19 protein-coding genes and 1 tRNA gene are annotated in these 26,098 nt (G+C 70.2%); 8 read left to right on the top strand and 12 right to left on the bottom strand.

Annotation, left to right across the window (positions count from 1 at the left end; genetic code table 11):
• Positions 1–9: 9 nt before the first annotated feature.
• Together ACFQW8_RS05875 and ACFQW8_RS05870 are read right to left on the bottom strand one after the other, a co-directional pair.
• The gene (locus tag ACFQW8_RS05875; protein WP_380086033.1) at positions 10–1,704 is read right to left on the bottom strand and encodes an alpha-amylase family protein; all 1,695 of its coding nucleotides are present in this window, start codon (positions 1,702–1,704) and stop codon (positions 10–12) included.
• Between the two features lie 10 nt (positions 1,705–1,714).
• Positions 1,715–2,692, bottom strand: coding sequence for a TIGR03885 family FMN-dependent LLM class oxidoreductase (locus ACFQW8_RS05870; protein ID WP_380086032.1), 978 nt, complete (start codon positions 2,690–2,692; stop codon positions 1,715–1,717).
• Positions 2,693–2,771: 79 nt separating this feature from the next.
• On the opposite strand from ACFQW8_RS05870, the gene ACFQW8_RS05865 reads away from it, so the two are divergent.
• From ACFQW8_RS05865 to ACFQW8_RS05855, 3 genes are all read left to right on the top strand, one after another.
• Entirely contained in the window at positions 2,772–3,677 is a 906-nt protein-coding gene (locus ACFQW8_RS05865; RefSeq protein ID WP_380086031.1) for a cation diffusion facilitator family transporter, read from the top strand.
• Between the two features lie 145 nt (positions 3,678–3,822).
• On the top strand, positions 3,823–5,658 hold the full coding sequence (locus ACFQW8_RS05860) for a family 20 glycosylhydrolase (protein ID WP_380086030.1): 1,836 nt from the start codon (positions 3,823–3,825) through the stop codon (positions 5,656–5,658).
• A complete protein-coding gene (locus ACFQW8_RS05855; RefSeq protein ID WP_380086029.1) occupies positions 5,582–6,067 on the top strand; it encodes a discoidin domain-containing protein in 486 nt (161 codons plus the stop codon). Before ACFQW8_RS05860 ends, ACFQW8_RS05855 begins: the two co-directional genes overlap by 77 nt.
• 60 nt (positions 6,068–6,127) lie before the next feature.
• Here ACFQW8_RS05855 and ACFQW8_RS05850 read toward each other — a convergent pair whose 3' ends face one another.
• From ACFQW8_RS05850 to ACFQW8_RS05840, 3 genes are all read right to left on the bottom strand, one after another.
• Positions 6,128–8,479 carry a beta-galactosidase gene (locus ACFQW8_RS05850; RefSeq protein WP_380086028.1) on the bottom strand — a complete coding sequence of 784 codons (2,352 nt, stop codon included), beginning with the start codon at positions 8,477–8,479 and terminating at the stop codon, positions 6,128–6,130.
• Between the two features lie 82 nt (positions 8,480–8,561).
• Positions 8,562–10,742, bottom strand: a complete 2,181-nt coding sequence (locus tag ACFQW8_RS05845) for a glycoside hydrolase family 3 N-terminal domain-containing protein (protein WP_380086027.1) — start codon at positions 10,740–10,742, stop codon at positions 8,562–8,564.
• A gap of 1 nt (position 10,743) precedes the next feature.
• Positions 10,744–14,148 (bottom strand): GH36-type glycosyl hydrolase domain-containing protein, encoded by a 3,405-nt coding sequence (locus ACFQW8_RS05840; protein ID WP_380086026.1) that lies wholly within the window; start codon positions 14,146–14,148, stop codon positions 10,744–10,746.
• Between the two features lie 288 nt (positions 14,149–14,436).
• Between ACFQW8_RS05840 and ACFQW8_RS05835 the strand changes: the two genes are divergently transcribed.
• The 5 genes from ACFQW8_RS05835 to ACFQW8_RS05815 all read left to right on the top strand — a co-directional run bounded on the left by ACFQW8_RS05835 (position 14,437) and on the right by ACFQW8_RS05815 (position 21,075).
• Positions 14,437–16,008 (top strand): ABC transporter substrate-binding protein, encoded by a 1,572-nt coding sequence (locus ACFQW8_RS05835; protein ID WP_380086025.1) that lies wholly within the window; start codon positions 14,437–14,439, stop codon positions 16,006–16,008.
• A 49-nt stretch (positions 16,009–16,057) separates the two neighbouring features.
• Positions 16,058–17,047, top strand: a complete 990-nt coding sequence (locus ACFQW8_RS05830; protein WP_380086024.1) for an ABC transporter permease — start codon at positions 16,058–16,060, stop codon at positions 17,045–17,047.
• A complete protein-coding gene (locus tag ACFQW8_RS05825; protein WP_380086023.1) occupies positions 17,044–17,973 on the top strand; it encodes an ABC transporter permease in 930 nt (309 codons plus the stop codon). Before ACFQW8_RS05830 ends, ACFQW8_RS05825 begins: the two co-directional genes overlap by 4 nt.
• Before the next feature lie 2 nt (positions 17,974–17,975).
• The gene (locus ACFQW8_RS05820; protein ID WP_380086022.1) at positions 17,976–19,895 is read left to right on the top strand and encodes an ABC transporter ATP-binding protein; all 1,920 of its coding nucleotides are present in this window, start codon (positions 17,976–17,978) and stop codon (positions 19,893–19,895) included.
• 121 nt (positions 19,896–20,016) lie between these two features.
• Positions 20,017–21,075, top strand: a complete 1,059-nt coding sequence (locus ACFQW8_RS05815; protein WP_380086020.1) for a LacI family DNA-binding transcriptional regulator — start codon at positions 20,017–20,019, stop codon at positions 21,073–21,075.
• Positions 21,076–21,486: 411 nt separating this feature from the next.
• Here ACFQW8_RS05815 and ACFQW8_RS05810 read toward each other — a convergent pair.
• From ACFQW8_RS05810 to ACFQW8_RS05780, 7 genes are all read right to left on the bottom strand, one after another.
• Positions 21,487–21,576 (bottom strand) — tRNA-Ser (locus tag ACFQW8_RS05810).
• A 137-nt stretch (positions 21,577–21,713) separates the two neighbouring features.
• Positions 21,714–22,367, bottom strand: a complete 654-nt coding sequence (locus tag ACFQW8_RS05805; RefSeq protein WP_380086019.1) for a DUF305 domain-containing protein — start codon at positions 22,365–22,367, stop codon at positions 21,714–21,716.
• Positions 22,364–23,107, bottom strand: a complete 744-nt coding sequence (locus ACFQW8_RS05800; protein ID WP_380086018.1) for a DUF3105 domain-containing protein — start codon at positions 23,105–23,107, stop codon at positions 22,364–22,366. Before ACFQW8_RS05800 ends, ACFQW8_RS05805 begins: the two co-directional genes overlap by 4 nt.
• Positions 23,108–23,182: 75 nt before the next feature.
• Positions 23,183–24,322, bottom strand: a complete 1,140-nt coding sequence (locus ACFQW8_RS05795; RefSeq protein ID WP_380086017.1) for a mannosyltransferase family protein — start codon at positions 24,320–24,322, stop codon at positions 23,183–23,185.
• Between the two features lie 2 nt (positions 24,323–24,324).
• Positions 24,325–25,236 (bottom strand): CHAD domain-containing protein, encoded by a 912-nt coding sequence (locus ACFQW8_RS05790; protein ID WP_380086016.1) that lies wholly within the window; start codon positions 25,234–25,236, stop codon positions 24,325–24,327.
• Positions 25,188–25,748: a LytR C-terminal domain-containing protein gene (locus tag ACFQW8_RS05785; protein WP_380086015.1), complete on the bottom strand. Its 561-nt coding sequence runs from the start codon at positions 25,746–25,748 to the stop codon at positions 25,188–25,190. The genes ACFQW8_RS05790 and ACFQW8_RS05785 overlap by 49 nt, the downstream gene beginning before the upstream one ends.
• A gap of 6 nt (positions 25,749–25,754) precedes the next feature.
• On the bottom strand, positions 25,755–26,048 hold the full coding sequence (locus ACFQW8_RS05780) for a type II toxin-antitoxin system VapB family antitoxin (protein ID WP_009776380.1): 294 nt from the start codon (positions 26,046–26,048) through the stop codon (positions 25,755–25,757).
• Positions 26,049–26,098: the final 50 nt, after the last annotated feature.

The following is a 26,098-nucleotide window of genomic DNA, read 5'->3' as shown; positions in this document are numbered from 1 at the left end:
CCCGAAGGCTCAGGGGATGCGGAGGTCGCCGGCCGGCCGGACCCTCAACCATCGAAAGCCGTAGCCGTCGAGGGCGACCTCGAGGGAGCCGTCCCGGGGCGCCACCTCCCCGGCGGACAGGAGGTCGGTCAGGACCACGTCGCCGGACGCGGACCATGACGCCCACCCGGGGAGCTCGGACAGGTCGACCGAGACAGTGACCGGGTTCGGCCCGAAGTTGTGGAGTGCGACGACACCCGCATCGTCTGTCGAGCACGCGTGCGCGAGAACCTGCTTGTCCGGCTGGGGCAGGACCGAGAGCTCCCCCCAGCCCAGCTCCGGGCACGCGCGGTAGGTCTGCACGAGGTGGCGCATGAAGCTCCACAACGAGTCCGGGTCGGCGCGCTGGGCCACGACGTTGACGTGCTCGGGCGCATAACCGTCGGGAGCGGTTCGGCGGACCAGCTTGCGTGGTGACGCGGTGGAGAACCCGCCGGTGGGCCCGTCGGACCACTGCATCGGAGTTCGGACGGCCATCCGCCCCTCGCCGGCAAGGTCCTCGCCCATGCCGATCTCCTCGCCGTAGAAGAGGGTCGGCGTCCCGGGCAACGAGAAGAGGAGGCTGTAGGCCATCCGGATGCGGCGGGGGTCGCCGCCGAGCATCGGTGGCAGGCGGCGCTTGAGGCCGCGACCGTAGATCTGCATCTCGGGCTCGGGCCCGAAGGCGGCGAAGACCTCCTCGCGCTCCTTGTCCGTGAGCTTGTCGAGGGTGAGCTCGTCGTGGTTGCGCACGAACGTCGCCCACTGGCAGCTCCGGTGGATGGGCGGCCGGTCGTTCAGGGCCTTGGCGAGCGGGCGGGCGTCCTCGCGGGCCAGCGAGAGATAGAGCTTCTGCATCCCGATGAAGTCGAACATCATGTGCAGCTCGTCGCCGGCGTCCCCGCCGAAGTACTCGCGCTGCAGCTTGTGCGGCAGGTTGACCTCGCCGAGCATGATCGCCGAACCGTTGCGGCGGTTGATGAAGGCGCGCAGGTTCTTGAGCAGCTCGTGCGGCTCCAGGACGGCGTCGGGCCCACCCGTGTCGACGTCCTCGACGAAGAACGGCACGGCGTCGACGCGGAACCCGTCGAGGCCGAGCTCGAGCCAGTAGCCGGTGACCCGCGCGATCTCGTCCTGCACGTCCGGGTTGGCGACGTTGAGGTCGGGCTGGTGCTCGTAGAAGTGGTGCAGGTACCACTCCCCGGTCTTGTCGTCGAGGGTCCAGATGCCCTCCTCCTGGTCGGGGAACACGACCTGGTCACTGGTGTCCGGAGGTGCGTCGGCGCGCCAGACGTACCAGTCGCGCTTGGGGGAGTCCTTGCTGCGACGGGACTCCTTGAACCACGGGTGCTGGTCCGAGGTGTGGTTGACGAGAAGGTCGGCGATGACCCGCAGCCCCCGGTCGTGCGCGGTGCGGATGACCTCGACGAGGTCGCCGCTGGTGCCGACGCGGGGGTCGACCGAGTAGAAGTCCATGACGTCGTAGCCGTCGTCGCGCTGCGGGCTGGGATAGAAGGGCATGAGCCAGACACACGTCACGCCCAGCTCGGCGAGGTAGTCCAGGCGCTCGCCCAGCCCGGGAAGGTCGCCGATCCCGTCGCCGTCCGAGTCGTAGAAGGTCTCCACGTCGAGGCAGTAGATGACGGCGGTCTTCCACCACTGGTCGCTGGTGTCGGTGATGCGCATGGTTCTGTCCTCAGTCTCGGGGATCGGGGTGGCCGGCCAGCCCCGGAAGGACCTCGCTGCCGAAGGCCTCGATGAAGGAGTCCTGCTCCTGGCCGACGTGGTGGAGGTAGATGTCGTCGAAACCCAGGGAGGCGAGGTGCTCGAGGCGCTCGCGGTGCTCACCGAGGTCCGCCGAGACCTGCACCGCGGTGCGCAACGCCTCGAGGGTGACCTGCTCACCGATGGCGTCGAACGCCTCCGCGGTCTCGGTGTCCCAGGAGACCGGTGCACCGATGACGTTGCTGCGCCACTGGTCCCAGGCGATGTCCTCGGCGGCCTGTTCTGTCTCGGCCCAGCTGAGGTGGACCTGGAGCGAGAGCGCCCCCCGGCCCCCGGCCCCGCGGTAGGTCTCGACGACCGCGCGCAGCTGGTCCTCCGGCTGGACGATGGTGATGAGGCCGTCGGCCCACGCCGCGACCCGGGCGGCACTCTCGACCGAGACCACCGGAGCGATGAGCTTGGGCTGCTGTCGGGGGAGGTCCCACAGGCGGGCCCGGTCGACGGTGACGAGCCCGTCGTGGCTCACCTCGTCGCCGGCGAGAAGTCGGCGGATGACGTCCACGCACTCGTCGAGCCTCTGGTCCCGCACGTCCTTGCGCGGCCACCCGTCGCCGGTGATGTGCTCGTTGCTCGCCTCGCCGCTGCCGAGTGCCACCCAGAAGCGCCCCTCGAACATCTGGGAGAGGGTGGCGATCTTCTGGGCCGCGACCGCGGGGTGGTAGCGCTGGCCGGGGGCGCTGACGCAGCCGAACGTGAGGTTCGTCGTGGCGAGCGCGGCACCGAGCCACGACCAGGTGTAGCCGCTGTGGCCCTGCCGGGCGCTCCACGGGGAGAAGTGGTCCGAGCACATGGCCATCGCGAAGCCGGCCTTCTCGGCGTGCTGCACGTCGGCCAGCAGCTGGCCGGGGGCGATCTGCTCGTGCGAGGCGTGGAAGCCGTATCGAGTCATCGCCCCACCTGATCACACTTGGGCGGCCTCGCACCATGCCCCGCAGGGTGGGATCGACTCGGGTGGCTAGCGTGGGGTCATGGGCCACAGCCACAGCCACAGCCACGATTCCGCGGGTGCCACCCACCGCTGGCGGCTGCAGCTGGCGTTCGGGCTCGTCGCGACATTCTTCGTCGTCGAGCTCGTCACCGCGCTGACGTCGGGCTCCCTCGCGCTGCTCTCCGATGCCGGGCACATGGCCGCCGACGTCGTTGCTCTGGGCGCCGCACTCGTTGCGACGCGGATCGCCGCCCGGCCGGACTCGACGGGCCGCCGGACCTATGGGTCCTTCCGCGCGGAAGTCTTCGCCTCGGGACTCGCGGTGCTCCTCATGCTGGGCGTCGCGGCATACATCGCGTTCGAAGCGGTGCAGCGCATCGGTGGGCCTGCCCAGGTCGCGACCGGGCCGATGCTCGTGGTCGGCGTCCTCGGACTTGTCGTCAACCTCATCGCCCTGGCCCTGCTCCGCGGCGGCGCCGCTGACTCGCTCAACGTCAAGGGCGCCTACCTCGAGGTCGTCGCCGACACGCTGGGCTCCGTCGGGGTCATCGCTGCCGGGGTGCTCGTGGCAGCCACCGGAGATGCCTTGTGGGACACCGGTATTGCGCTTGCCATCGCCGCCTTCGTCGCAGTGCGCGCGGTCATGCTCGGGCGCGAGGTGCTCACCGTTCTCGGGCAGCACGCCCCCGCGGGCATGAGCCCTGACGACGTGACGGCGGCGCTCGCCGGCGTCCCGGGCGTGGTGGACGTCCACGACCTCCACGTGTGGACGTTGACGTCCGGGATGAACGTCGCCACCGCCCACCTCATGACCGTCGAGGCCGTGGACCCGCACGACGTGCTCGATGCCGCTCGGCAGGTGATGCGGGTGCAGTTCGGGGTCGAGCACGCCACGCTCCAGGTGGAGCCCGAGACGCACACGGGCTGCCACGACGTCGCCTGGTGACCGACGTCCGGTCTTCACGGGGCAGCTGACCGCTCGCCGCACGCGACGAGAGGCAAGCCCGCGGTGCTCTGGTGGTATGCCGTCGCATGCCGCTAACGTCACCGTCAGCCGCGCTCGAATCTGTCGTTGATGAGGTCAACCGATCATGGCCGACGCCGTCAATGCCAAGCCCGTCGTCATCCCTGCCCTGCAGCAGTGGACCGGAGGCACGGGCCACCTCGAGCTGACCCACAGGTCCCGCATCGTCCTGGCTCCGGAGGACGTGGGGGCGTTGACACCCGTTGCCTCCCAGCTCCGCAGCGATCTCGTCGAGGTCACGGGGCTGCGTGCCCTCGACGTCGTCCACACCGACGTCACGAGGGCCGGCGACATCGTCATCGGGCTCGACGCGACCGCGGCAGTGGGACCCGACACGGAGGTCGCCCGGGCCGAGGGCTACACGCTCGATGTCGGCGCGCGCGCCACCATCACCTCGCGGACCGCACGTGGGGCGTTCTGGGCCACACGCAGCGTGCTGCAGATCCTCACCGGGTCCGGCCCGCGCACGACCCTGCCCGTCGGCCGCACCACGGACTGGCCGAACTACGAGTTCCGTGGCTTCATGCTCGACGTGGGGCGTCGCTACTTCACGCCGGAGTATCTGCGCGACTACACGACCTACCTGAGCTGGTACAAGCTCAACACCTTCCAGATCCACCTCAACGACAACGCCATCTCCGCCCCCGACGGCGACTGGTCCAAGGCGCAGTCGGCCTTCCGGCTCAAGAGCGACAACCCTCGCTTCGCCGGTCTCGCCGCCGACGACGGCTCCTACACCCGGGCCGACTGGGATGCGATCGAGGACAACGCTGCGGCGCACTTCGTCGACATCGTCCCCGAGATCGACGCGCCTGCACACTCGCGTGCCTTCATCGAGTTCGACGCGAACCTGGGGCTGAGCGGTGGCAGCTCCGACCACCTCGACCTCACCAAGCCGGAGACCACCCAGTTCATGAAGGACGTGTTCTCCGAGTTCACGCCGTGGTTCCGTGGGCCCACCGTGCACTACGGCGCCGACGAGTACCCGCGGGAGTACGCAGCCGAGTACACGCAGTACTTCAACGAGATGGCCGCCCACGTCCGCAGCCTCGGCAAGAAGGCCGCCGCCTGGGGCAGCTTCACGGTCATGTCCGGCACTGCCGAGGGCCATGACCGCGACGTCCTGATCAACTCCTGGAACAACGGGTGGTACGGCCCGACGCCGGCGCTTGCCGACGGCTACGACTTCGTCAACACCAACGACGCTCTGCTCTACATCGTCCCCTTCGCGAGCTACTACCACGGCCGCGGGCTCGACGGTCCATGGCTCTTCGCCAGCTGGACCCCTCGTCACTTCGGCGGCAGCAACCTCGTCCCGGAGGGAGAGGACTCCCTCAAGGGTGCGATGTCGGCGGTCTGGAACGACCTCGTCGACGCGACCTACACCCAGCAGGACGTGCACGGTCTCGTCGAGCCCACCCTCGGGATCCTCGCCCAGAAGATGTGGCGCGGCGTCGAGCCCGGGCAGACCCACGAGCGTTTCATGGCCGGTGCCGGGCGCCTCGCGATGGGTCCGGGCATCGGTGTGATCACGCCGACGCTGTTCCACCCGGGCGACCCGAAGGTGGCCGTGAGCCTCTCCACACCGCCGATGATGGTGGCCGGCGCGAGCGCGGTCGTCGACGTGACGGTGCGCAACAACCACGACACCGCGCTGACCAGGCAGGCCCACGGTCACCCTCGCGGCCGCGGACGGGCTGGCCCTGACCGTGGCCCCGGTCGGGGTCGGACCACGTGGGCTCCAGCCGGGCCAGGGCGGGACGTGGACCTTCCGGATCACCGCCACGGAGGCAGCGACGTTCGCCAGCGGCGAGCTCACCGCCACGGTGACGGGCACGGTCGACCGTGCCGGCATCACCGCGTCGGGCCGGGCGACCGCCCGGACCGCGGCCCCGGCACCTGACGGGACCCAGCACCTGTCCCACTCAGCGACGGCGACCGCGTCCAGTGTCGAGGGTGGACTCCCACGGCTGGCCGCACGGATGGCCAACGATGGTGACCCGGGCACGCGGTGGGCCTCGAGCCACAGCGACAACCAGTGGCTCCAGCTCGAGCTGGCGGCGCCCTCGACGGTCGAGAGCGTCGAGCTGGACTGGGAGCAGGCGTGCGCGAAGTCCTTCGCCATCGACGTGTCGGTGGACGGGACCACCTGGACCCGAGCAGCGACGGTCGACCAGGGCACCTGCGGGACCGACCTGGTGCGACTCCCTGACACCGGGCCGGTGAGGTTCGTGCGGATGCAGGGCCTCACCCGCGCCACGCCGTACGGCTACTCGCTCCACGAGCTGCGCGTCTTCGGCAACCCCGTCTGAGCGTCGTCAGCCCAGACTGCGCCGGACCGGCTCCGTGGAACCGGCCCGGCGCAGCGAGGTTCAGGCGCGCGAGAGGGCCAGCTGCACCCCGGCCGGTGTGGTGAGCGTCTGCACGTCGCCGTCGCGCTGATGCGTCCCGCCGTCGACACGGACGCCAGGCGCGCCTCGCAGCACCACCGTGGTCCGTTCACCCAGCGGGGGCCCGAAGGCCAGCCGGTCCTCACCGATCTCGACGAGCTCGGCGTTGGCCCACTCGACGCGGCCGATCGGAGTGTCCAGTCCCAGGGCCAGGAAGGCGCCCGTGCGCGGCGGCAGGCAGAGATCGCCGTCGCCCAGGGTCTGCCCGTCGAGGGACAGGCGAACCCTGTTGTGGTGACCGGTGATGTTGGCGAGGTGGAGCAGACGCTCCCCGTCGGCGGTCGAGGAGGTCGTCGCGAACGCGCCCGGGACGTCGGCTGCCAGCTCCAGACCAGGTGACGCGCCGAGGCGTCGCAGGGCCCGTCCGAAGAGGTCGACGTCGGACGGCAGCTCGGCGGCGAGCAGGATCGCCCGACCGGCACCGACCTCGACGTCGACGCCGCAGACAGCGCCGTCGACCTCGCGCAGGACGGCGTCGCCGCGCTCGTGCTCCAGGGCCTGGAACCAGCCGACCCGGGTCTCCGGCCACGGCGCCGCCCAACCGCTCGCCACGGCCGACGGGAAGTAGTGGTTCTTGGCCCAGGTCAGGTGAGCTCCCGTGATGCCGAGGGCCTCGGCGAGGATCGTGCACGCCTTGCCCTCGAGGTCGCGGTCGGGCAACCGGCCCAGCAGGAGCAGTCCGCCACCGAGGGTCAGGTGGTCGACCAGTCCCTGCTGCACCTCAGGGGCGAGGTGGCGCCCCGTGGCCAGCGCCACGACACCACTCGGCTCGTCCCGCTGCAGGTGGACCGCGCCGAAGCGGTAGCCGCCGAGCAGCATCGATCGCACCAGGGCCCGGCGAGGTCCGGCGCCACGGTGGCGGGCCAGATCCTCGACGACCTCGGTCATGAGCGCGCTGTCGGGATGGTGGTACTCCGTGGCGTAGGAGTCGAGGACCAGGCCGAGCTGGACGCCGTCGTGCTCCTCGTCCATGCGCGAGAGCCAGCGCTCGTGGAGCCGGACGGCATGCACGGTCCGGGCCGTGGCGGCATACGTCATGCCCTTCTGACCCTCGGGTCCGACGGGCGCGGCCGTGCCGTGACGCTCGCCGGTGAAGCTGATCCGGTCGTTCCCGTCCCCGACGGGCTCCTCCAGCGGCGGGTTGATGCCACCGGCGAAGAGGTAGTAGTTGATCACCCGGTTGCCCTGGGCCAGTGAGCGCCGGGTCTTGAGGTCGACGGTGGACGGGTCGTACTGGTTGTCGACCCCACCGGCGTAGTCACCCGACCCGGCCTCGAACTCGAGCGAGGTGGTGGGCTGGTCGGGGGTGTGCACCGCGTCCATGAACGCGTTGATGACATAGAGGTCGGTGGTGGTGTTGAGCGTCATGTCGCCCATGTAGTGGTCCGAGCCCGAGATCATCCCGGGCACGCCGGCGTAGGTCTCCACGAGCTGGCTGATGCCGATCGGGAACGGCTCACCACTGCCGCCCTCGGTGCCGTGGATGTTGATGAGGAACGGGACGTCGACGATGCCACGCGCCTCCGCCATCGCCCGCAGGGCCACGACGTAGCGGCGGAACCGGTCACGCATGAAGACCACGAGGTCCTGGCGCAGCGGCCCGGCCCACTCCTCCTTCGGCGAGCGGATGTCGTCGGGTGACAACGGGTAGGTCACCGCTCCGGCCCGATGGCCCTGCACCCAGTCGGCGAAGTCGGCGACGAGGTGGTCGGTGAGGTCGGGGCTGTTGGTCACCCACGCGAGCATGCCGATCTCGTTGTCGAGCTGGACCGCGATGACGTTGCCGCCGCGGGGCTGGAGCCGCTCGGCGATGAGCGGGAGGACCGCCCCGAACCAGCGGTCGCACTCGTCGAGGTAGGCGGGGGCGAGGTAGTCCACCGTGCGGCTCGGCGCCGGTGCGCCGTCCCAGCCTGTGGAGACGATCTCGGGGTGCTCGGTGTAGAGGCGGAAGGGCAGGCCCTCGTTCTTGAGCTCCGCCATGATGAACGGGCCCGGACGTGCGATGAACCAGAGCTCGTGCGCCGCGCACAGGTCGATGAAGGCGGCGACGTCGCGCTCCGGACGGGTGGCGCCGGTGACGTCGACGGTGCCGTCAGGCAGCTCGTGCCACAGCCACGGGATGTAGGAGGCCACGGCGTTGCAACCCGCCTCCTTGAGCAGCAGGATCCGCTGCTCCCACTCGTCGCGGGCGACCCTGAAGTAGTGGAGCTCGCCGGCCATCACCACCCGCGGCTCGCCGTCGATGAGGATCTGCTTGTCCTGGATCTGGATCATGATGCTTTCCGTTGGGGGACAGGGGGTTCGGGGCTGGCCCGCAGCCGAGATCAGCTGGCGGGCGCCCGAGAGGCGACGTCGGTCAGGGCGTGACGGACACGGTGAGCCGGGAGCCGTGCAGGGCGTCCGGGCCGGCCGACAGGACGATCTCGCCGGGGTCGACACGCAGGACGTTGTCCCGCCCGTGGTAGGCGAGCTGGTCGGCGCGCACCGTGAACGTGGCCGTGCCCTTCTCACCAGGCGCGAGGTCGAGCACGGACCAGTCGAGGAGCTCGGTCAACGGGCGCGTCACCTGTGCGACGGGGTCACGGAAGGACAGCTGCACGACCTCACGCCCGCTTCGCGCGCCCGTGTTGACGACCTCGATCTCGACCTCGACCGAGCCGTCGAGCGGGAGCTCCGTGGAGCCGGTGGCACGCAGGTCTCCGTACTCGAACGTCGTGTAGCCCAGGCCGTGGCCGAAGGGCAGGCGTGGGAACACGAGGTCGTCGAGATAGCGGCCGAGGCGGCCGTCCTCGTCCAGCTCGATAACCCGTCCGGTGGGCCGCTGGTGCGTGCTCGTCGGGATGTGACCGGTCGTGCGCGGGAAGGTCATGGGCAGTCGGCCATGAGGGCTGACGTCCCCGAACACCACGTCGGCCAGGGCTGTGCCCGCCTCGACGCCGGGGTGCCACACGACGATGACGGCGTCCGAGAGGTCCATGATCTCGCCGAGCTCGAGCGGGCGCCCGGTGTAGGCGACCACGACCAACGGCTTGCCGATCCGGGAGAGCTGCCGGAGGTAGTCGAGCTGACCGGCCGGGAGCCCGATGTCGGTCACCGAGTTCGCCTCTCCCGATCGCCAGGGGTGCTCACCCACCACCGCGACGGTGACGTCGGCGTTGCGGACCTGTTGGACCGCGCGGTCGCTGAACCGGCCGTCGGTGACGAGGAGCCGCTTGTCACCGAGCCGCTCACGGAAGGCTGTTGCCGGTGCCACGACGTCCTCGCCTCGCCCATCGAGCGTCCACGTGCCGAGCAGCTCCTCGCCGGCCTCGGCGAAGGGGCCGGTCAGGTGCACTGTGCCGACGTCGGGCGACAGCGGGAGCACACCGTTGTTGGAGACGAGCACGTGAGCCGCGCGCGCGGCGCGCAGAGCCACCGCCCTGGACTGAGCGGTGGGCGCGTTGCTCCGTCCGGGGTCGCCGACGAAGGGCTTCTCGAACAGCCCCAGCCGGAACTTCAGGGTGAGCAGCCGTCGCACCGCGTCGTCGACGAGGGCCACGTCCACCTCACCCGACTCGACGAGGTCGGCGAGGTGGGCGGCATACGCGCCGGAGCACATGTCGAGGTCGATCCCGGCCTCGATGGCCTGTCGCGCGGCGTCGCGCAGGTCGCCCGCGACGCCCTGGAAGACGAGCTGTCCGATGCCGTTCCAGTCGGCGACGACCACGCCCTCGAAGCCCCACTCGCCCTTGAGGACGTCGCGCAGGAGATGGCGGTGGGCGTGCATCGGGATGCCGTCCACGTCGTTGAACGCGGCCATGACGGTGCAGACGCCGGCGTCCACGGCGGTGCGGAAGGGCCGCAGGTGCAGGTTGCGCAGGGTGTTCTCGCCCACGGAGACGGTGTCGTAGTCCCTGCCTCCGGCCGAAAGGCCATAGCCCGCGAAGTGCTTGGCGCAGGCCGCGATCCGCGACTCGTCCGCGACTCCGGCAGCTCCACTGCCCTGGAAGCCCCGCACCATCGCCGCGGCCATCCGTCCGCTCAGCACCGGCGTCTCTCCGAGCGACTCCGCGACGCGCCCCCAGCGCGGCTCCTCGGACAGGTCGACCATCGGGGCGAAGGTCCAGGCGACGCCGTCGACGACCGCCTCGGCGGCGGCCAGCGCGGCGACCTCCTCGACGAGGGCCTCGTCGAAGGAGGCAGCCAGGCCCAGGGGGATCGGGCACACGGTGCGGTGCCCGTGGATGACGTCCCGACCGAAGAGGACGGGTATGCCGAGCCGGCTCTCGTCGGTGGCGTGGCGCTGGGCTGCGTCGATGTTGCCGGCGAGCACCCCCTCGTCGCGCTCGTTGCCTCCTGTCGCGCCGCTCGCGAAGAGGCTGGATCCGATGCGACCGTCCCGCAGCAGGTCGGCGTCGTCGTCCGGGTGGATGTTGGCCACCTGGTGCGTCTGGCCGACCTTGTCGTGCAGGGTCATCCGCCCGAGCAGCGACTCCACCCGCTCGGGCACGGAGAGGGTCGGGTCCAGCCAGGGTCGGTCGTCGTGGCCGGCAGACATCTCAGAAGGTCTCCACGATCAGCTCGATGTCGCCGCTGGCAACCGGCACCAGGTCCGCGAGGGCGATGCTGACGCCCGGCGTGCGGTAGGGGTTGGTGAGCGGCGACGTGGTGATGTCGGCACCTGCAACGGCCACGCGGCATACGCCAACTCCGTTGTCTCCCAGACGATACGTGACACGCAGTCGCCTGGGCCCCAGTGGCATGCGCACGACCAAGCCGTCGAGTCCGGGGTCGAGCACCGGGTCGATCTCGACCCGGTCAGCTCGTGCGCGGACTCCGAGGAACGTCTCGGTGAGCAACCTCAGGAACAGTCCCGGTCCGGAGGAGTAAACGCGCCACCCGCCCTCGAGGTCGACGTCACCGGCCATCAGCGCGGCGTAGCGCTCGCTCGCGTCGAGGCGGTCGTCGAAGACGCCGTCCGAGGACGAGTAGTAGGTGGTGCTCTGTCGCGGCCGGGCACGTGCAACGCGCTCGGTCACACCGACCGGGTTGGCCTGGCACAGCGCGGCGAAGAGGCGCCTGCCGTCACCGAACCGGGCGAGGGCCTCGGCATAGCGCAGGTGCGCATGCATGTACATCAGCCCGATCTCGCGACCCCAGAAGGTGCTCGCCTCGGCCCGCTGGAAGACGCTCATCGGGCCACCGCGGTAGGCCACCGGACGGTCGAACAGTCGCGCGCCGTCAGGGCCGAGCAGGTGCTCGTCGATGAGGTCGAGGTGGTGCCGGGCCTGCTCGGGAGTCAGGAGGTCGGCCGAGATCGCGTGGATCCACGGCAGCACCCCGTGGGTCAGCCCGGTCCGGGTGTCCCGTGGGTGCACGAGGGGCTCGGACGTGCCGTCGTCGTGCATCAGGACGTAGCCGGGGAGCACCCCGTCGACGAGGAGGTCGTCGCGGATCGAGGTGTGCGCGGCGTCGGCTGCCCGCCGGGCGCGGGCGACGAGGTCGTCACCGACCTGGCACGACTCGAGGCCCTCCGCCAGCGACCGCAGCGCGGTGACCAGCAGAACCGTCGTCCAGGTGGAGACGAGATGGGCCGCGAGGTGAGGGTCCGCGGGCTGCAACGAGTCGTTCCAGTCTCCGTGACCGTATGCCGGCAGGGCAGTTCCGGGGACCCGCACCTCGGCGATCCGGTCCAGGGCGCGACGCAAATGCTCCTCGACCGACGCGGTCGGCGTGAGGCCCTCGTCGCCGACGAAGGGCACGCCCTCGCGGAGGAGCGAGCCGTCACCGGTGGCGCGCAGGTAGTCGCCGATCGCGAGGACCGGCCAGTAGAGGACGTCGCCGTGGGCGTCCTCCTGACCGCTCTCCGCGAGTGGGGGAAGGAAGTCGAAGGCCTGTGGCCAGTCGCCGCGGGCGTTCTGGTTGCGCAGGATGGACAGGAGCACCTCGCGCTGCTCCTCGTCACGCCCGAGCGCAGTCAGCAGCCCGACCGGACCCTGGCACACGTCGCGGGTGCCCCAGGCGCCCCCCGAGAACTGCTCGAGGCCACGGGGGGAGAGGTAGTGGACGAGGGCGTTCTGGGTGAACCACGGCAGCACCGTGTCGATCCGCTCAACCTCTGCCGCCAGCGCGGGGTCCGCCGGTCCCGCAGCGAGGTGCAGGGCCTCCGACACCTTGGTCGACCAGCTCTCGCCGAGCTCCCGGCCGGGAGCCGGTCGTACGTCGAGGTCGTGGGCCGTGTCGGTCACCCCCAGGCTGAGGGCGAAGAGGCTCCGGGGGGCGACGTCGAGCACCACCCAGGGGGTGCCGCGGTCTGCGCCGTCGGCGAAGAGCGGCCCGTCGGCGGACACGGTGACCCCGCCGGCCGGCCAGCCGAGGAGGAGGCCGGCGTCCGCCGTCCTGATGTCGACGCCGTCGTCACGCTCGGTCACCTCGTAGGCCGCGGGACCCAGCCCGTCGTCACCGGAGAGGGCGACGTTGAGGGCGATGAGCAGCCGCCGCGGTCCGCCGGACAACCAGCGGACGGTGAGCCCGAGCGCGTGCCCGGACGCTGGGGCCGAGGACTCGACCTCGAGGGCCAGGGCGTCGTTGGCGTACCACCAGGTCGCGCCGTCGGTCCGCAGGGCCCAGGCGCTCGGAGTCTCCAGCAGTGCCCAGCCCGTGGCCGTGGCCGGGTCCTCGACGAAGATCCGCATCCCGTGGGCGCGTTGCACCCCGAGGTAGCCGCGACGGGTCGACAGCAACGGGTCCCGGCCGACGTGCCCCCGGGTCAGCTGGGAGTGGAACGTGCCGGTCATCCAGATGGTCGACGTCAGGGTCCGGGTGTCGGGCACGAGGGCGTCGCCCGTGCGCAGCACGTGGCCGTGCGGCCGGAGGACGGCTCGCTCCTTGGCGGCGGTGACGACGTGGGAGCCGTCGCTGCCGAACCATGACAGCAGCTCGCCGTCCGGGCCGGTCTCGGGATGGGTCGGCTCCGAGTGGCCGGTGAGCTCCGCCAGCGTGTCGGCGTCCAGGTCGTCGGCGACGAAGGGTGGTGCGGTGCCGAAGAGGGAGCCCGAGGCTGCCCCACCGATCACGTGCAGCGTGGCTCCGGCCGCAGCTCCCGCCTGACCTCCCGCCATGGCCCCGGCCCCAGCCTCCGGCTGGGCGAGGACGGCAGTGGCCCACGCGGCATCCGCATCGCTGGTCGCGTCGGGATGGTCCGCGCTGAAGACGCCGTAGAAGCCGGTGCGGTGCCGTCCGCCCGCGGGAAGGGTCACGGGCTCGTCCTGCACCACCACGAGGGCGTGCTCGTGCTGGAGCCGTTCGTTCGGCAGCTCGGCGAGGTCCAGGGCCACGGCCCCACCGGGACGCCGCGCTCCCCGGACCAGCTGGAGGGTGTCGGTCGCCCAGCCACGTCCCTGCCTCAGGGACCCCACGAGCATCCAGGGGGCCGCCGGGCCGGGCATGTTCTGCCGGACCGCGATGGCGGTGCCGTGTGCTGTCGCCACCGGGGTGAGGTCGAGGTACTGGCTGACATAGAACTCGTTGGTGCGGACCGCGGCATACGCGGCGAGGCCTGGGTCGTGCGTGAGCACGACGTCGATGACGGCATCCCTCGTGCCCGTGTTCTCCACCGACACGTGCCAGAACCAGGCCGGCAGCCCCTCGGCGAGGGAGAAGGACACGGTGTAGCGCAGGTCCTCCCACCTCCCCGTCACCACGGGCCCCCGGTCGGACCAGGACACGGCACTGGCACTGCCCGGGCCGAGGAGGGGCACCGAGGTCGCACGACTGCCGACGATCCGGCGCAGGTGGAGGTTGCCGGGACCGGCCTCGTGGGTGCTCGCGGGGTACATCAACAAGGACGTCTCGCCGGCGTCGAGGCGGGCCAGACAGGCCTCGTCGGTGAACACCGCCCGCAGGCCGGCATCACTCGTGAGCTCGTGGTGAGCGCGCGTCGTCGCGTTCGTCCTGAAAGGCACCCCTGTTGTATAGCAGCGTCCCGAGCGTCGGAGGCAAGGCGAAAACCCTTGTAAATAAATGAAACTCACTCGTCGAGCACGGAGGCTCGCCATGAAAGTACTTTCATGGCGAGAACCGTTGACACGTGACGGCTGGCCAACTCAGGGTGAAAAGACATTCACCACGGAGGTCAGTCAATGGCGACGAAATCCACATCCGTTCTGGCTCTTGCACTGTGCGGAGCCCTCGGTCTGTCCGCATGCGCCGGAGCCGGCCAGTCCGGAGGGGGTGCGGCTGCTGCCGAAGGCATGATCGCGCAGCTGACCTTCCCGTCCGACGCGCCCGCTGCCATGGGCGGTCTGGTGGACTACAACCCGTACGCGGTCAACGCCCTGACGAAGACGTGGCTCTACGAGCCGCTCATGGTGCGCAACGGCATCAGCTGCGAGGTCACACCGTGGCTCGCCACCGACTTCACCTGGGGTGGCCAGGCCAGCACCCTCGACTTCACGATCCGCGACGGGGTCAAGTGGAGCGACGGCAAGCCCCTCACGGCCAAGGACGTCGCCTTCACGCTCAACCTCGCCAAGCAGTACCCCGCGATCGACCGTGCCGGCATCTGGAAGCCCGTTTTCGGCGCCCCGGCCAAGACCATCACGGCTGAGGGCACCAAGGTCAAGATCGTCTTCGAGGGCAACGCCGCTCCCAAGTTCGACGAGCTCATCAAGCTCCAGATCCTCCCGGAGCACGTCTACGGCAAGGTCGGCGACGTCACGAAGTACATCGACAAGGCCCCGGTCGGATCCGGGCCGTTCAAGGTCGACAAGTACAACGGCCGCCGCCTCGAGCTGGTCCGGCGCGCCGACTACTGGCAGGCCGACAAGATCAAAGTGCAGAAGCTGGTGCTGGAGGGCAACTACGAAGCCTCCCAGGCTGCGCTCAAGCTGCAGTCCGGCCAGCTGGACGCCTACTGGGGTGAGATCCCCAACCCCAAACGGGCCTTCGTGGACTCCGACCCGAAGAAGAACCATCTCTACTACCCGCCCAACGGGATGACCGTCCTCTCGCCCAACGTGCAGAAGGCGCCGTTCGACGACGCGAAGTTCCGCGAGGCGATCGCCCCGGCGCTCAACCGGGAGGAGATCTCCGAGAAGGCGACCTACGGGATCATGAAGCCCGCGAGCCAGACCGGTCTGAAGCTGCCGGCGGCGGTCAAGCTGCTCCCCGAGAAGTATGCCGCGAACGGCGGTGCCGACACCGTGATCCCGTTCGACGCCGGGAAGGCCAACCAGCTGCTCGACGCTGCGGGCTACACCAAGGGAGGCGACGGCAAGCGCCAGACGCCCGACGGCCAGCCGATCAACCTGACCTTCAGCGTCCAGGCGGGCTTCATCGACTACCAGTCGATGGCCGAGGTCATCACCCGCAACCTCAACTCGGTCGGTGTGACCACGAAGATCACCGCCACGGCACCGGAGTCGGTCGACGCCCAGAAGAAGTCCGGTGACTTCGGCCTCGTCCTCGAGTACCTCCACGGCGGCTGCGAGAACGCCAAGAACATCGGCGGCAAGCTCGCGTCCGACCAGATCCCGACCAAGACGGAGATCCTGCCCAACGTCGAGCGCTGGAGCGACCCGACGACCGATGCGACGGTCAAGGAGCTGAGCGGCACCGTCGACGAGGCCAAGCAGAAGGAGCTCGTCGGCTCGCTGGTGGAGACGATGATGACGGAGTATCCCGTGATCCCCCTCATCTACGCCCCGGCGCGCATCCTCTACCGCACCGACAAGGCTGTCGGCTGGCCGAGCGAAGAGGACCCCTACGCCCAGCCCCAGGACGACCGACTCCTCATCCTCACCCGGCTGCGACCGGCGAAGTGATGTCGACGGTGGCCACCGTCACGGGTGCGCCGGGTGACGGTGGCCCGCCGTGAGGTACTTCGCCCGCAAGATCGCGTTCTTCCTCGCGACCCTCTGGGCAGCGATCACGCTGAACTTCATCATCCCCCGCCTCCAGCCCGGTGACCCGGCCGAGGTGATGGTGCAGAAGCTCGCCGGCAAGGACGCCCAGCTCAACCCGGCTGCGGTGCAGGCCATGCGCACCATGCTCGGGACACCCGACGGCAGCCTCTTCGAGCAGTACGTCGCCTACCTGCGAGCCCTCGTGCAGGGTGACTTCGGCATCTCGTACACGTACTACCCCTATCCGGTCACCGAGGTCATCGGGAACGCCCTGCCGTGGACCCTGGTCCTCGTGGGCGTCACCCAGGTCCTCGCGTTCGTCATCGGGATCACCCTGGGCGCGTATGCCGCGTGGCGGCGCAACAGCCGCTTCGACAGCATCGTCACGCTCGGCTCGACCTTCCTCGGCACCCTGCCCTCCTTCTGGATCGCGCTGCTCCTGCTGTTCGTCTTCGGCTACACCGTCGGCTGGTTCCCGACGGGAGGCGGCTACTCGGTGACCACGCCGGGCCTGAACGGAGCGTTCCTGGCCGACGCGGCATACCACTCGTTGCTTCCGGCGCTCTCGCTGCTCATCACCGCGCCGGTCGGGTGGATCCTCGGCATGCGCAACACCATGGTGATGAACCTCGGCGAGGACTACATCCGGCTCGCCAAGGCCAAGGGACTCCCCGACCGCGTCGTCGCCCTTCGGTATGCGGCCCGCAATGCGTTGCTGCCGAGCGTCACCGGCTTCGCGATCGCCCTGGGCAGTGTCCTCGGCGGGTCGATCCTCGTCGAGAAGATCTTCGACTACCCCGGCATGGGCCGCCTCATGGACGAGGCGATCGGCAACCGGGACTTCCCGCTGCTGCAGACCCTGCTGCTCTTCATCATCGTCGCCGTCCTGGTCGCGAACCTCATCGCGGACCTGCTCTACGGCGTCCTCGACCCCCGGGCCAGGAGGTCTGAGTCATGAGCGCAGGAATCGTCCAGACCGGCACCGACGACCTTCCGGGCGACGGCACCGCGGAGCGCAGCGAGACCGACGCCGGCTACACGCAGATGCGGTGGTGGCAGCTCATCTGGAGCAGCTACAAGGCTCGCGTCGGCCTCATCCTCCTGCTGGTCTTCGTCCTCGTCGCAGCGTTCGCCCCGCTCATCGCCCCCTATGAGGGCACCCGCTCCGACTTCGAGGCCCTGCTGCCCCGCAGCGGCGACCACCTCCTCGGAACCACCAGCCAGGGCGGTGACATCTTCTCGCAGCTCGTCCACGGCACCCGGGTCTCGCTGCTGGTGGGGCTCTTCGGCGGCCTGGTGTCGACGGTCATCGCCCTCGTCATCGGCATGTGGTCGGGCTACAAGGAGGGGACGGTGATCGACGACCTCCTGTCCTTCATCACCAACGTCGCGATCGTCGTGCCGGTGCTGCCGCTCATGATCGTGCTCATCGCCTACAGCGAGGTGCGCGGCATCCCGCTCATCGTCTTCGTCATCGGCATCACCTCGTGGGCCGGGCACGCCCGCGCCAAACGAGCGCAGATCATCACCCTGCGCAACCGCGACTTCGTCACGGCGGCCAAGTTCGCGGGGGAGGGCTCGGGGCGGATCATCTTCCGCGAGATCATGCCGAGCATGACGTCGCTGGTCGCAGCCGGCTTCGTCGGTGCCTCCACCGGCGCGATCGGGGCAGAGGCGGGTCTGTCCTTCCTCGGTCTGGGCGACCCGAACACCGTCTCCTGGGGCACCATGCTCTTCCAGGCCGATGCCCAGGGCGCTGTCGGACAGGGGCTCTGGGGCTGGGTGCTGGCTCCCGGTCTCGTCCTCGCCCTGCTCATCACCTCCCTCACGTTCATCAACTTCGGGGTCGACCTGCTGTCGAACCCCCACCTCAGGGAGGACTGACCGTGACGACCACCTCCACCTCGCTGAGGACGACGACGGACGCCCCGCTGCTCCGGGTTCGCGACCTGAGCGTGCGGTTCGAGCCCAAGATGTCTCCGGCCCTCACCGCCGTCGACACCGTGAGCTTCGACCTCCACGAGGGCGAGTTCGTCGGGCTCATCGGTGAGTCGGGCAGCGGCAAGTCCACGCTGGCAATGGCGCTGCTGGCGTTGCTGGCCAAGCCCGGTCGCGTCAGCGGGGGCACCATCGAGATCGACGGGGTCGACCTCGCGAGCATGTCCGACGAGGACCTGCGCGCCCGCCGTTGGCGGGACATCGCCACCGTCTTCCAGAGCAGCATGAACTCGCTCAACCCGGTCATGCGGGTCGAGGCGCAGTTCCGGGACGTCATCGAGGAGCACAGCGATCTGCGCGGGAACGCCGTCACCGAACGGGTGCGCGAGCTGTTCGACATGGTGATGATCGAGCCGCAGTTCATGAGCGCCTTCCCGCACGAGCTCTCCGGCGGCATGAAGCAGCGGGTCAACCTCGCCCTCGCGCTGGCGAACCGCCCCAGATTCGTCCTGCTCGACGAGCCGACCACGGGTCTGGACGTCGTCGTGCAGCGCTCGATCCTCGACGCCGTCCGCCGCCTCCAGAAGGAGCAGGGCTTCGCGGTGCTCTTCATCAGCCATGACATCGGGACCGTCATGGAGCTCTCCGACCGCATCCTCGTCATGTATGCCGGTGAGATCGTCGAGCAGCAGCCCGCGGCCGCGCTCGTCGCGAACCCGCTGCATCCCTACTCCAAGGGGCTGCTCGGCTCCTACAGCGACCCGCGGGCCGACACCGTCCGGGTGACCTACATCCCCGGGCGCCCGCCGGACCTCACCCGGACCCTCACGGGATGCCGCTTCACGGACCGCTGTCCGGAGGCCATCGAACGGTGCGCGACCCAGGACCCGAAGCTGCTGCCGCTGGCCGGCGGAGAGGTGGCGTGCCACGTCGCCCACCTCCAGCTCGGTGCCGCCGAGGACCGCCCTGCCGACCTGCCCGAGCACACCCGCGTCTTCGCTGGTCCCACGTTCGTCAAGACGGCCGAGGACAGCGAGCGTGCCCTACGCGGTGAGGTCTTCCTCGAGGTCGAGGGCGTGAGCAAGGTCTTCGAACGCCGGCGCGGTTTCCGCAAGGAGAGCACCCAGGCGGTCGACGACGTGTCCTTCCAGCTCCGCAAGGGCGAGGTCACGGCCCTCGTCGGACAGAGCGGCAGCGGCAAGACCACACTGGCCCGGATGATCACCGGGGTCGACCGTCCGACGTCGGGGCAGATCCGCTTCACCGGCTCCGACGGCGTCGTCAGGGTGGAGACGCTTCGCACCCGCGACCTGCGTCAGTACCGCAAGCACGTGCAGATGGTCTTCCAGGACCCCTACAGCTCGCTCAACCCGGCGCTCACGCTCCGCTACACCCTCAGTCGCCCGCTGCGGAACCACCGCGGGCTGGGCGCGAAGGAGGCCGACACGGTCGCCGGTGAGCTGCTCGAGACGGTGGCACTCACGCCGAGCAACAGGTTCCTCGACCGCTACCCCCATGAGCTCTCCGGTGGCCAGCGGCAGCGCGTGGTGATCGCCCGGGCACTGGCCGCCAACCCCGAGCTCATCGTGGCCGACGAGCCGATCTCCAGCCTCGACGTGTCGATCCGTGCCGAGATCCTCGAGCTCCTCCAGGAGCTGGTCACCAGCCACGACCTCGGCGTCCTCTACATCACCCACGACCTGCTCAGCGCACGGCTGCTCGCCGACGAGATCCTCGTCCTGTCCGAGGGGAGGGTGGTCGAGCGGGGCCGGGCGCTCGAGGTCATCCGCAACCCGTCGGACGCCTACACGCGCACCCTCCTCGACGCCATCCCCAACCCGTTCGGGAAGGAGACGGCTCCCGCCTGAGGCGGGCGGACGGCATACCGGACAGGCTCGCGACGAAGGCGACGCGGACGGCGTCGTCGGCCCCACGCTTGTCTGTCGCCACGGCGGCGGCAAGGATGCACGTCATGGACGAGGCGCCGCGGTGAGCTCGAGCGACGGCGACCGCCCCGTCACGATCTACACCGTCGCCGACCGGGCGGGTGTCAGCATCGCCACCGTCTCGCGCGTGCTGCAGGGGTCGGCGCGGTCCTCGCCCGTCACCCGGCAGAAGGTCCTGCGCGCCGTGGAGGAGCTCGACTACGTGCCGCTGCGGGCCGCCCGCACCCTCGACGTGAGCCGCCACGAGGCCCACGGCCTGGTCCTGCCCGGGCTCACCGGGCAGTACTTCGCCGAGCTGCTCGCGGGATACGAGTCGACCGCGTCGCAGTACGGCCAGTCGGTCGTCGTCGTGCTCACCGCGGACCTGGTCGACCTCAACTCCACGCTGCGGACGCTGCTGGCCAGGGTCGACGGGCTGGCCCTCACCCACGGCACCGCCGCTGACGGGCTGACCCGCACAATGGCCCGCTCCATTCCCACCGTGGTCCTCGCGCACTCACCGATCGAGGGCTGCGACACCGTCGTCGTCGAGAACCGGGAGAGCGCGGCCACCCTCACGACCCACCTCCTCGAGCACGGTCGCCGCCGGCTCGTCTTCGTCGGCGACCCGGAGACCTCCCACGACATCCGGGAGCGGTATGCCGGATTCGCGGGTGCCCTCGAGACGGCCGGGTTGCGCGAGGCGCGGGCGCCGATGAGCGTGTGGTTCCAGGAGTCCTCGGCGCCGGAGATCGTCGACGAGCTCATGGCCGCCCCAGGCCAGGTCGACGCGCTCGTGTGCGCGAACGACGAGCTCGCGCTCGCGACGATGACCCTCCTGGCCAGGCGCGGGGTCACCGTCCCGGACGACCTCGCCATCGTCGGCTTCGACGACATCATGACGTCGCGCTACGTCAGCCCCGGCCTGACGACGGTCAGGCAGCCGACGCACGAGCTCGGCCGGTGGGCCGCGATCCGCCTGCACGAGCGCATCCAGGGCCGCACCCGCCAGGTGGAGCCGCAGATCCTCCCCACCCGCGTCGTCTTCCGCGGGTCCTGCGGATGCCCCTGGGACGGGCCGGAGATCCTCCGGGCCCGACCCGCCCTGATCGCCCAGCCCTGAGTCTCTGGTCAAAAGACGTTGCGCGAGAGAACCTCCAGACTTAGCGTGGAGGTACACGGAAGGGAGGTGGTCCAAGAAGTGATTTCTCATTGGACGCGTGAGGTGACTGCGCGCTAGCGCACCTCGACTGCTCGAGGAGCGCCGCCCGGCGCAATCCCCAGCAGTTCACCGCAGCCCGTGGGTCGTGCAGGTCGTCCCCTGCACGCGTCGCGCCGACCTCGTGTCGGACGACAGGCCCACGGGCTGTTCCATGCCCGGACCCCTGTGCTGCGCGGGCCCTGCGCGGCAAAGGGTGCTCAGCGCTGTCGAGCGAGCGTGACGAACGATGGGGAGCAACGTGTGCTGCGCACCATGCTTGTCAACCCGCGCCGGACAAGGGAAAAGCCCCGAGCGAGCTCGGGGCTTTTCGTCTGGCGGTGGCGGTGGGATTTGAACCCACGGTGGGCTTGCACCCACACACGCTTTCGAGGCGTGCTCCTTAGGCCGCTCGGACACACCACCGCGGAGCACAATACGCAACGTGCCCGTGGGAGCGAAATCGGCTGCCCCGCGCAGCAGGGGTTCGCGCACACCTCTCACTCCGCCTGACCGCCGCCGTCAAGCGAGGTGAGAGAAACCCACTTCCGGCGGGAAAGGGGTCAGGGCTTGGCGTCGAGCATCTGCTGCATCGTCGTGATCTCCGAGCTCTGCGCCAGCTTCATCGACCGCGCCAGCGTCACGACCTCCGCCCGATCCGACCTCGCGAGAACGGCGTCGGCCATCTCGACCCCGCCCCGGTGGTGCTCGATCATCAACGACAGGAAGATGCGGTCGGCATCGACCCCTCGGGCGGCGGTGAGGTTCGCGATGTCCTCCGCCGTCGCCATGCCGGGCATGGCCACGGCGTCACCCGAGGCGGACGTCGCCCCGTGGTGGTCGCCCTCCATCCACGCCATCGCGGGCTGGGACCCGGTGGGGGAGAGGCCCCACAGCTGCAGCCAGGCAAACATCTGGCCCGACTGGTTCTGCTGGCTGGTGGCGATGTCCTTGGCCATGATCCGAACCGTCGGATCCGTGGACCGGTCGTTGACGAGCAGCGACATCTCCACCGCCTGCCCGTGGTGGGTCTGCATGTCGCGCGCGAACCCGGCCTCGGCCGAGCCGTCCAGCGGGAACCCGTCCCGACCGAACAGCGCCCACCCGAGCACCAGCCCGGCGAGCAGTGACCCGACGACGGCGAGCACCGAGAGACCGACGACCTCGCCCCGTGAGCGGGGAGAGGTCGTCGGGTCCTCGTGTGGGGCGTCGGTCACGATGCCGACGGCGAGGGCGTCGCGGACGGCGAGGCCGGGGTGGACGCGGAGGGCGAGGTCGACGGAGTGGGCGTCGCACCAGCAGGCGTCTGCGGGGTGGCGTTCTCGTCGGTCCCGTCGGTGCCACCGGTGCACAGGGCGCCGGGCTCCGGCGTCTGCGGACCCTGGCGGTACTCCTTGATGAAGGCCTCGAGGCGGTTGTCGTCGGCGCCGGTGAGGGCGAGCTGCTTGCCCCAGGCCGAGATGACGACGGGTGAGGTCAGGCCCTCGTAGGGCGACAGGACGGCATACGTGTCGGGGGTGACGTCCTTGAGCTTGTCGATGTCGGCCGCGGGCAGGCCGGGTTGGTAGGTGATCCACACCGCGCCGTGCTCCATCGAGTGGACCGCGTTCTCCTTGGGCACCGGCGAGTCGTAGACGCCACAGTTGAGCCACACGGGGTTGTGCTCGCCGCCGACTGGCGGGGACTCCTTGTAGGCCACCGGCTCCTGCGTGTGCGCTCCCGCGTCGTACTCGAACGACTTCACGGCCGCCAGGTCCGGCTTGTTGGCGTTGCCCTGGATGATCGCGAACGTCACCGCTCCGATGATGATCGCGACGGTCACCCCCGCAGCCCCCCAGATCGCGAGGAGCCGACGACGGTCCTTCTTCTGCTGCTCCTTGCGCATCTGCGAAACACGGTCGGAGGCGTTGCGCTGGCTCGCGCGCGCCTTCTTGCTGCCACTGCCGGACGGGGCCACGACACACTCCTGAAGATCGATCGATGTCGACAGATTGTGACTCATGCACCTGTATGCCGGTGCCTTGCCTCCGTCTCAGGCCACCCAGTGTCGGGTCGCGGCGGCCCACGTGGCACCCACGAGGAGAAGGGCCGACAGTCCCAGCACGACGGCATACGTGCGCCGGTAGGCCGTCGTGTCAGGCATCGTGACGAGGGCCAGGTAGGCGGGGAACCAGGTGAGTGCGTAGCGGGGCGTGGACACCCACAGGGTCGAGCAGAGGACGACGCCGACGGTGAGGGAGAGATAGGTGAGCTCGGGCCAGCGGCGCTGTCTCGCAAGGAGAACGCACAGCGCCACCCCGATGAGGACCGCCCCGATGTCGGCGGCCCGGCTGGCGGCGAGCCACGCGTCGGGGCTGTCGAGCAGCGACCGCCACGCGCTCGCCAGGCCCTCCCACGGCCAGGCGGTCGCCCGGTCCCAGCCGCGCTCCTCTGCCTCGCGCCAGGCGTCCCAGGAGCCGGTGCGCGAGTGGAGATGCGCCATGTAGGCCCCGACGCTCACAGCCGGCAGCCCCAGGGCGAGCACGTCCCACCGAGGGCGCGGCCGGCCGTCGTGGTGCCACTGCACGGCATAGAGGACGGCGAGCGCCGCGGCGAGGAAGAGGCCGTTGACCCGGACTCCGGAGGCGAGGGCGGCGAGCAGCCCGGCCAGCCACCACCGCCGCCGGGTCGCGAGCAGCCAGGCGCCGAGGGCGAGCGCGAGGAAGAGGGCCTCGGTGTAGACGGCGACGAAGAAGAAGCCGGTCGGCGCGAGCGCGAGCAGGGTGACGGCGCGACGGGCCGCGAGTCGGCCGCCGCGCGGGTCCTCGGCCACGAGCAGCCAGAGGAGCCCGGCTGCGAGGGCACCCGCGACGAGGCTGACGAGCAGGCCGGCGCCCGTGACGCTGCCCCCGGTGAGCGGGGCGAGGCCGGCCATGAGGAGGGGGTAGCCGGGGAAGTAGGCCTGGTCGCAGCAGTCGAGCCCCGGCGGCAGGTAGCCCAGGGTCGCGATGCGCACGAAGTGGTAGCTGTCCCAGGCAGAGAAGCGGTCCAGCCACCACGTGCCGGTGGCCCACTCGTGGTCGACGCCACCCTGGGCGGTGACCGCGGCGATGAGCAGCACGAGCAGGCTCAGGAGGACCCGGGTGGCGAGGAAGGCAGCAGCAGCTCGAACCGGCCCGGTGGGGGAGACCAACCTCATCGTGGCGGCGCGGTCCAGAACGGACCGCGCGACACGATGTCGGCGTGCGAGGCGATGGCCCGGTCGAGCAGGGGTTTGGTGTCGACGTCCGGCACGGTCGCACCCACGGACTCGAGGAGGTGGCGCGTCGTCTGGATGTCGCGCAGCTCCCCGAGCGAGTCCTGCAGGGTGGCGACGGAGCGGGTGAAGTCCACCACCGCCGAGGTGGACGGGGCGTCGGGACCGGAGGGCACGGCATACAGGCCGGCGAAGAACTGGGACCCGTAGCGGAGCTTCTTGGCGTCGATGCGCACGCGGTGCCGCTCCGCCGGTTTCGAACGCCCGAGGCGCGCCCCGCGCTCGGTGACGCGCCGGAAGCGGCGGTCGAGGGCCTCGTTGGCGGCCTCGGTCACGGGTGGGTCGACCGGGACCTCGTCGTGGAGGCGCTTGAGGAAGCGGTCCATGTGGGTGCTGAGGTCGCGCCATCGATCCGATCCGACGACGTCGACGACCTCGTCATAGGCGTCCTCGCGCAGCGCGAGGAGCTTGCGGTGCGGGCTGCCCGTGAGTCGCTCGAGGTGGTCACGCACGGCCACGTCGATGTCGCGTGCCCGGCCGAGCGGCGCGGCGAGGTCGCGGGTCTCGGTGCTCACCCAGGCGAGCTTCTCGCCGTCGCCGAGAGGCCGGCGCAGCAGCGAGAACGCCGCGCGCAGCCGACGGAGGGCGACCCGCATCTCGTGCAGGGAGCGCGCGTCGCGCGTGGTCAGCACGGGGTCGACCCGGTCGAGGACCTGTTGCCCGCAGGCCCGCACGATGACGTCGAGTGCCTGCGTCGTCGACAGGTCAGGGGTCAGCTCGATCAGCGGCTTGGTCGGCACGGTCAACCCGCCGATGCGGTGGCCGAGGGGGACGTGCTCGGCGAGGGGCACATCGGCTTGCCCGTGGGCTTGGGTGCGGCGCCGAGTGCGGTGAACTTGGCGCCGAGGACGAGGTCGACGCTGGCGTCCTTGCGGGCGTCGGCGAGCTGGGTCGTCCCCTTGCCGCCGAGCGGGACGACGAGGGCGGAGCGGGACCTGCCCGCTGGTCCGAAACGGATCTCGGCCGGTGCGGCGACCTTGCGTCCCAAGGGGTCGTTGGCCACCTTGCCGACGGTGAAACCACGTCGCCTGAGGTCGGCGGCGGTCCGGGCCGCGAGGCCGGCCCTCGTCGTGGCGTTGTAGACGTTGACCGTCGTGTTGGCCGGTGTCGCGACCTTGGGGTCGAAGGGCCGACACGTCTGCGCGCTCTGGGTCGGGGCGGCGACGCCGGTGGACTCGCGGTAGTAGGAGTAGGCGTACCAGAAGGCGAAGAACAGCATGAGGATGACGACGAGGATGGTCGTCGTCGCACGGCGGTGCTGCTGCCGGTGGCGCAGCTCTGCGGGGAGTTCGCGGTCGGGCATCTGGTGCTACTCGATGACGAGGACGCGCGCGTGCAGCGTCGGTCGCTGGTGCAGTGCGGCGCGCAGCGCCCGGTGGAGCCCGTCCTCGAGATAAAGCGTCCCCTCGAACTCGACGACGTGGGCGAAGAGGTCGCCATAGAACGTCGAGTCCTCGGACAGGAGCATGCCGAGGTCGAGGGTGCGCTTGGTCGTGACGAGGTCGTCGAGGCGGACGAGTCGCGGGGGCACGTTGGACCACTGCCGCGTGCTGTACCCGTGCTCGGGGTACGGACGCGTGTCGCCGACGGCCTTGAAGATCACGCCCGCCACTGTATGGGGCGGCGCCTGCCAAAGCGCGTCGCCTCTCGCGT

This window comes from Knoellia altitudinis (assembly GCF_042666355.1).
GTDB classification, from domain to species: Bacteria; Actinomycetota; Actinomycetes; order Actinomycetales; family Dermatophilaceae; genus Knoellia; species Knoellia altitudinis.
Note: the sequence above shows the minus strand (reverse complement) of the source record. Positions and strands in the feature narration are given on the sequence as shown.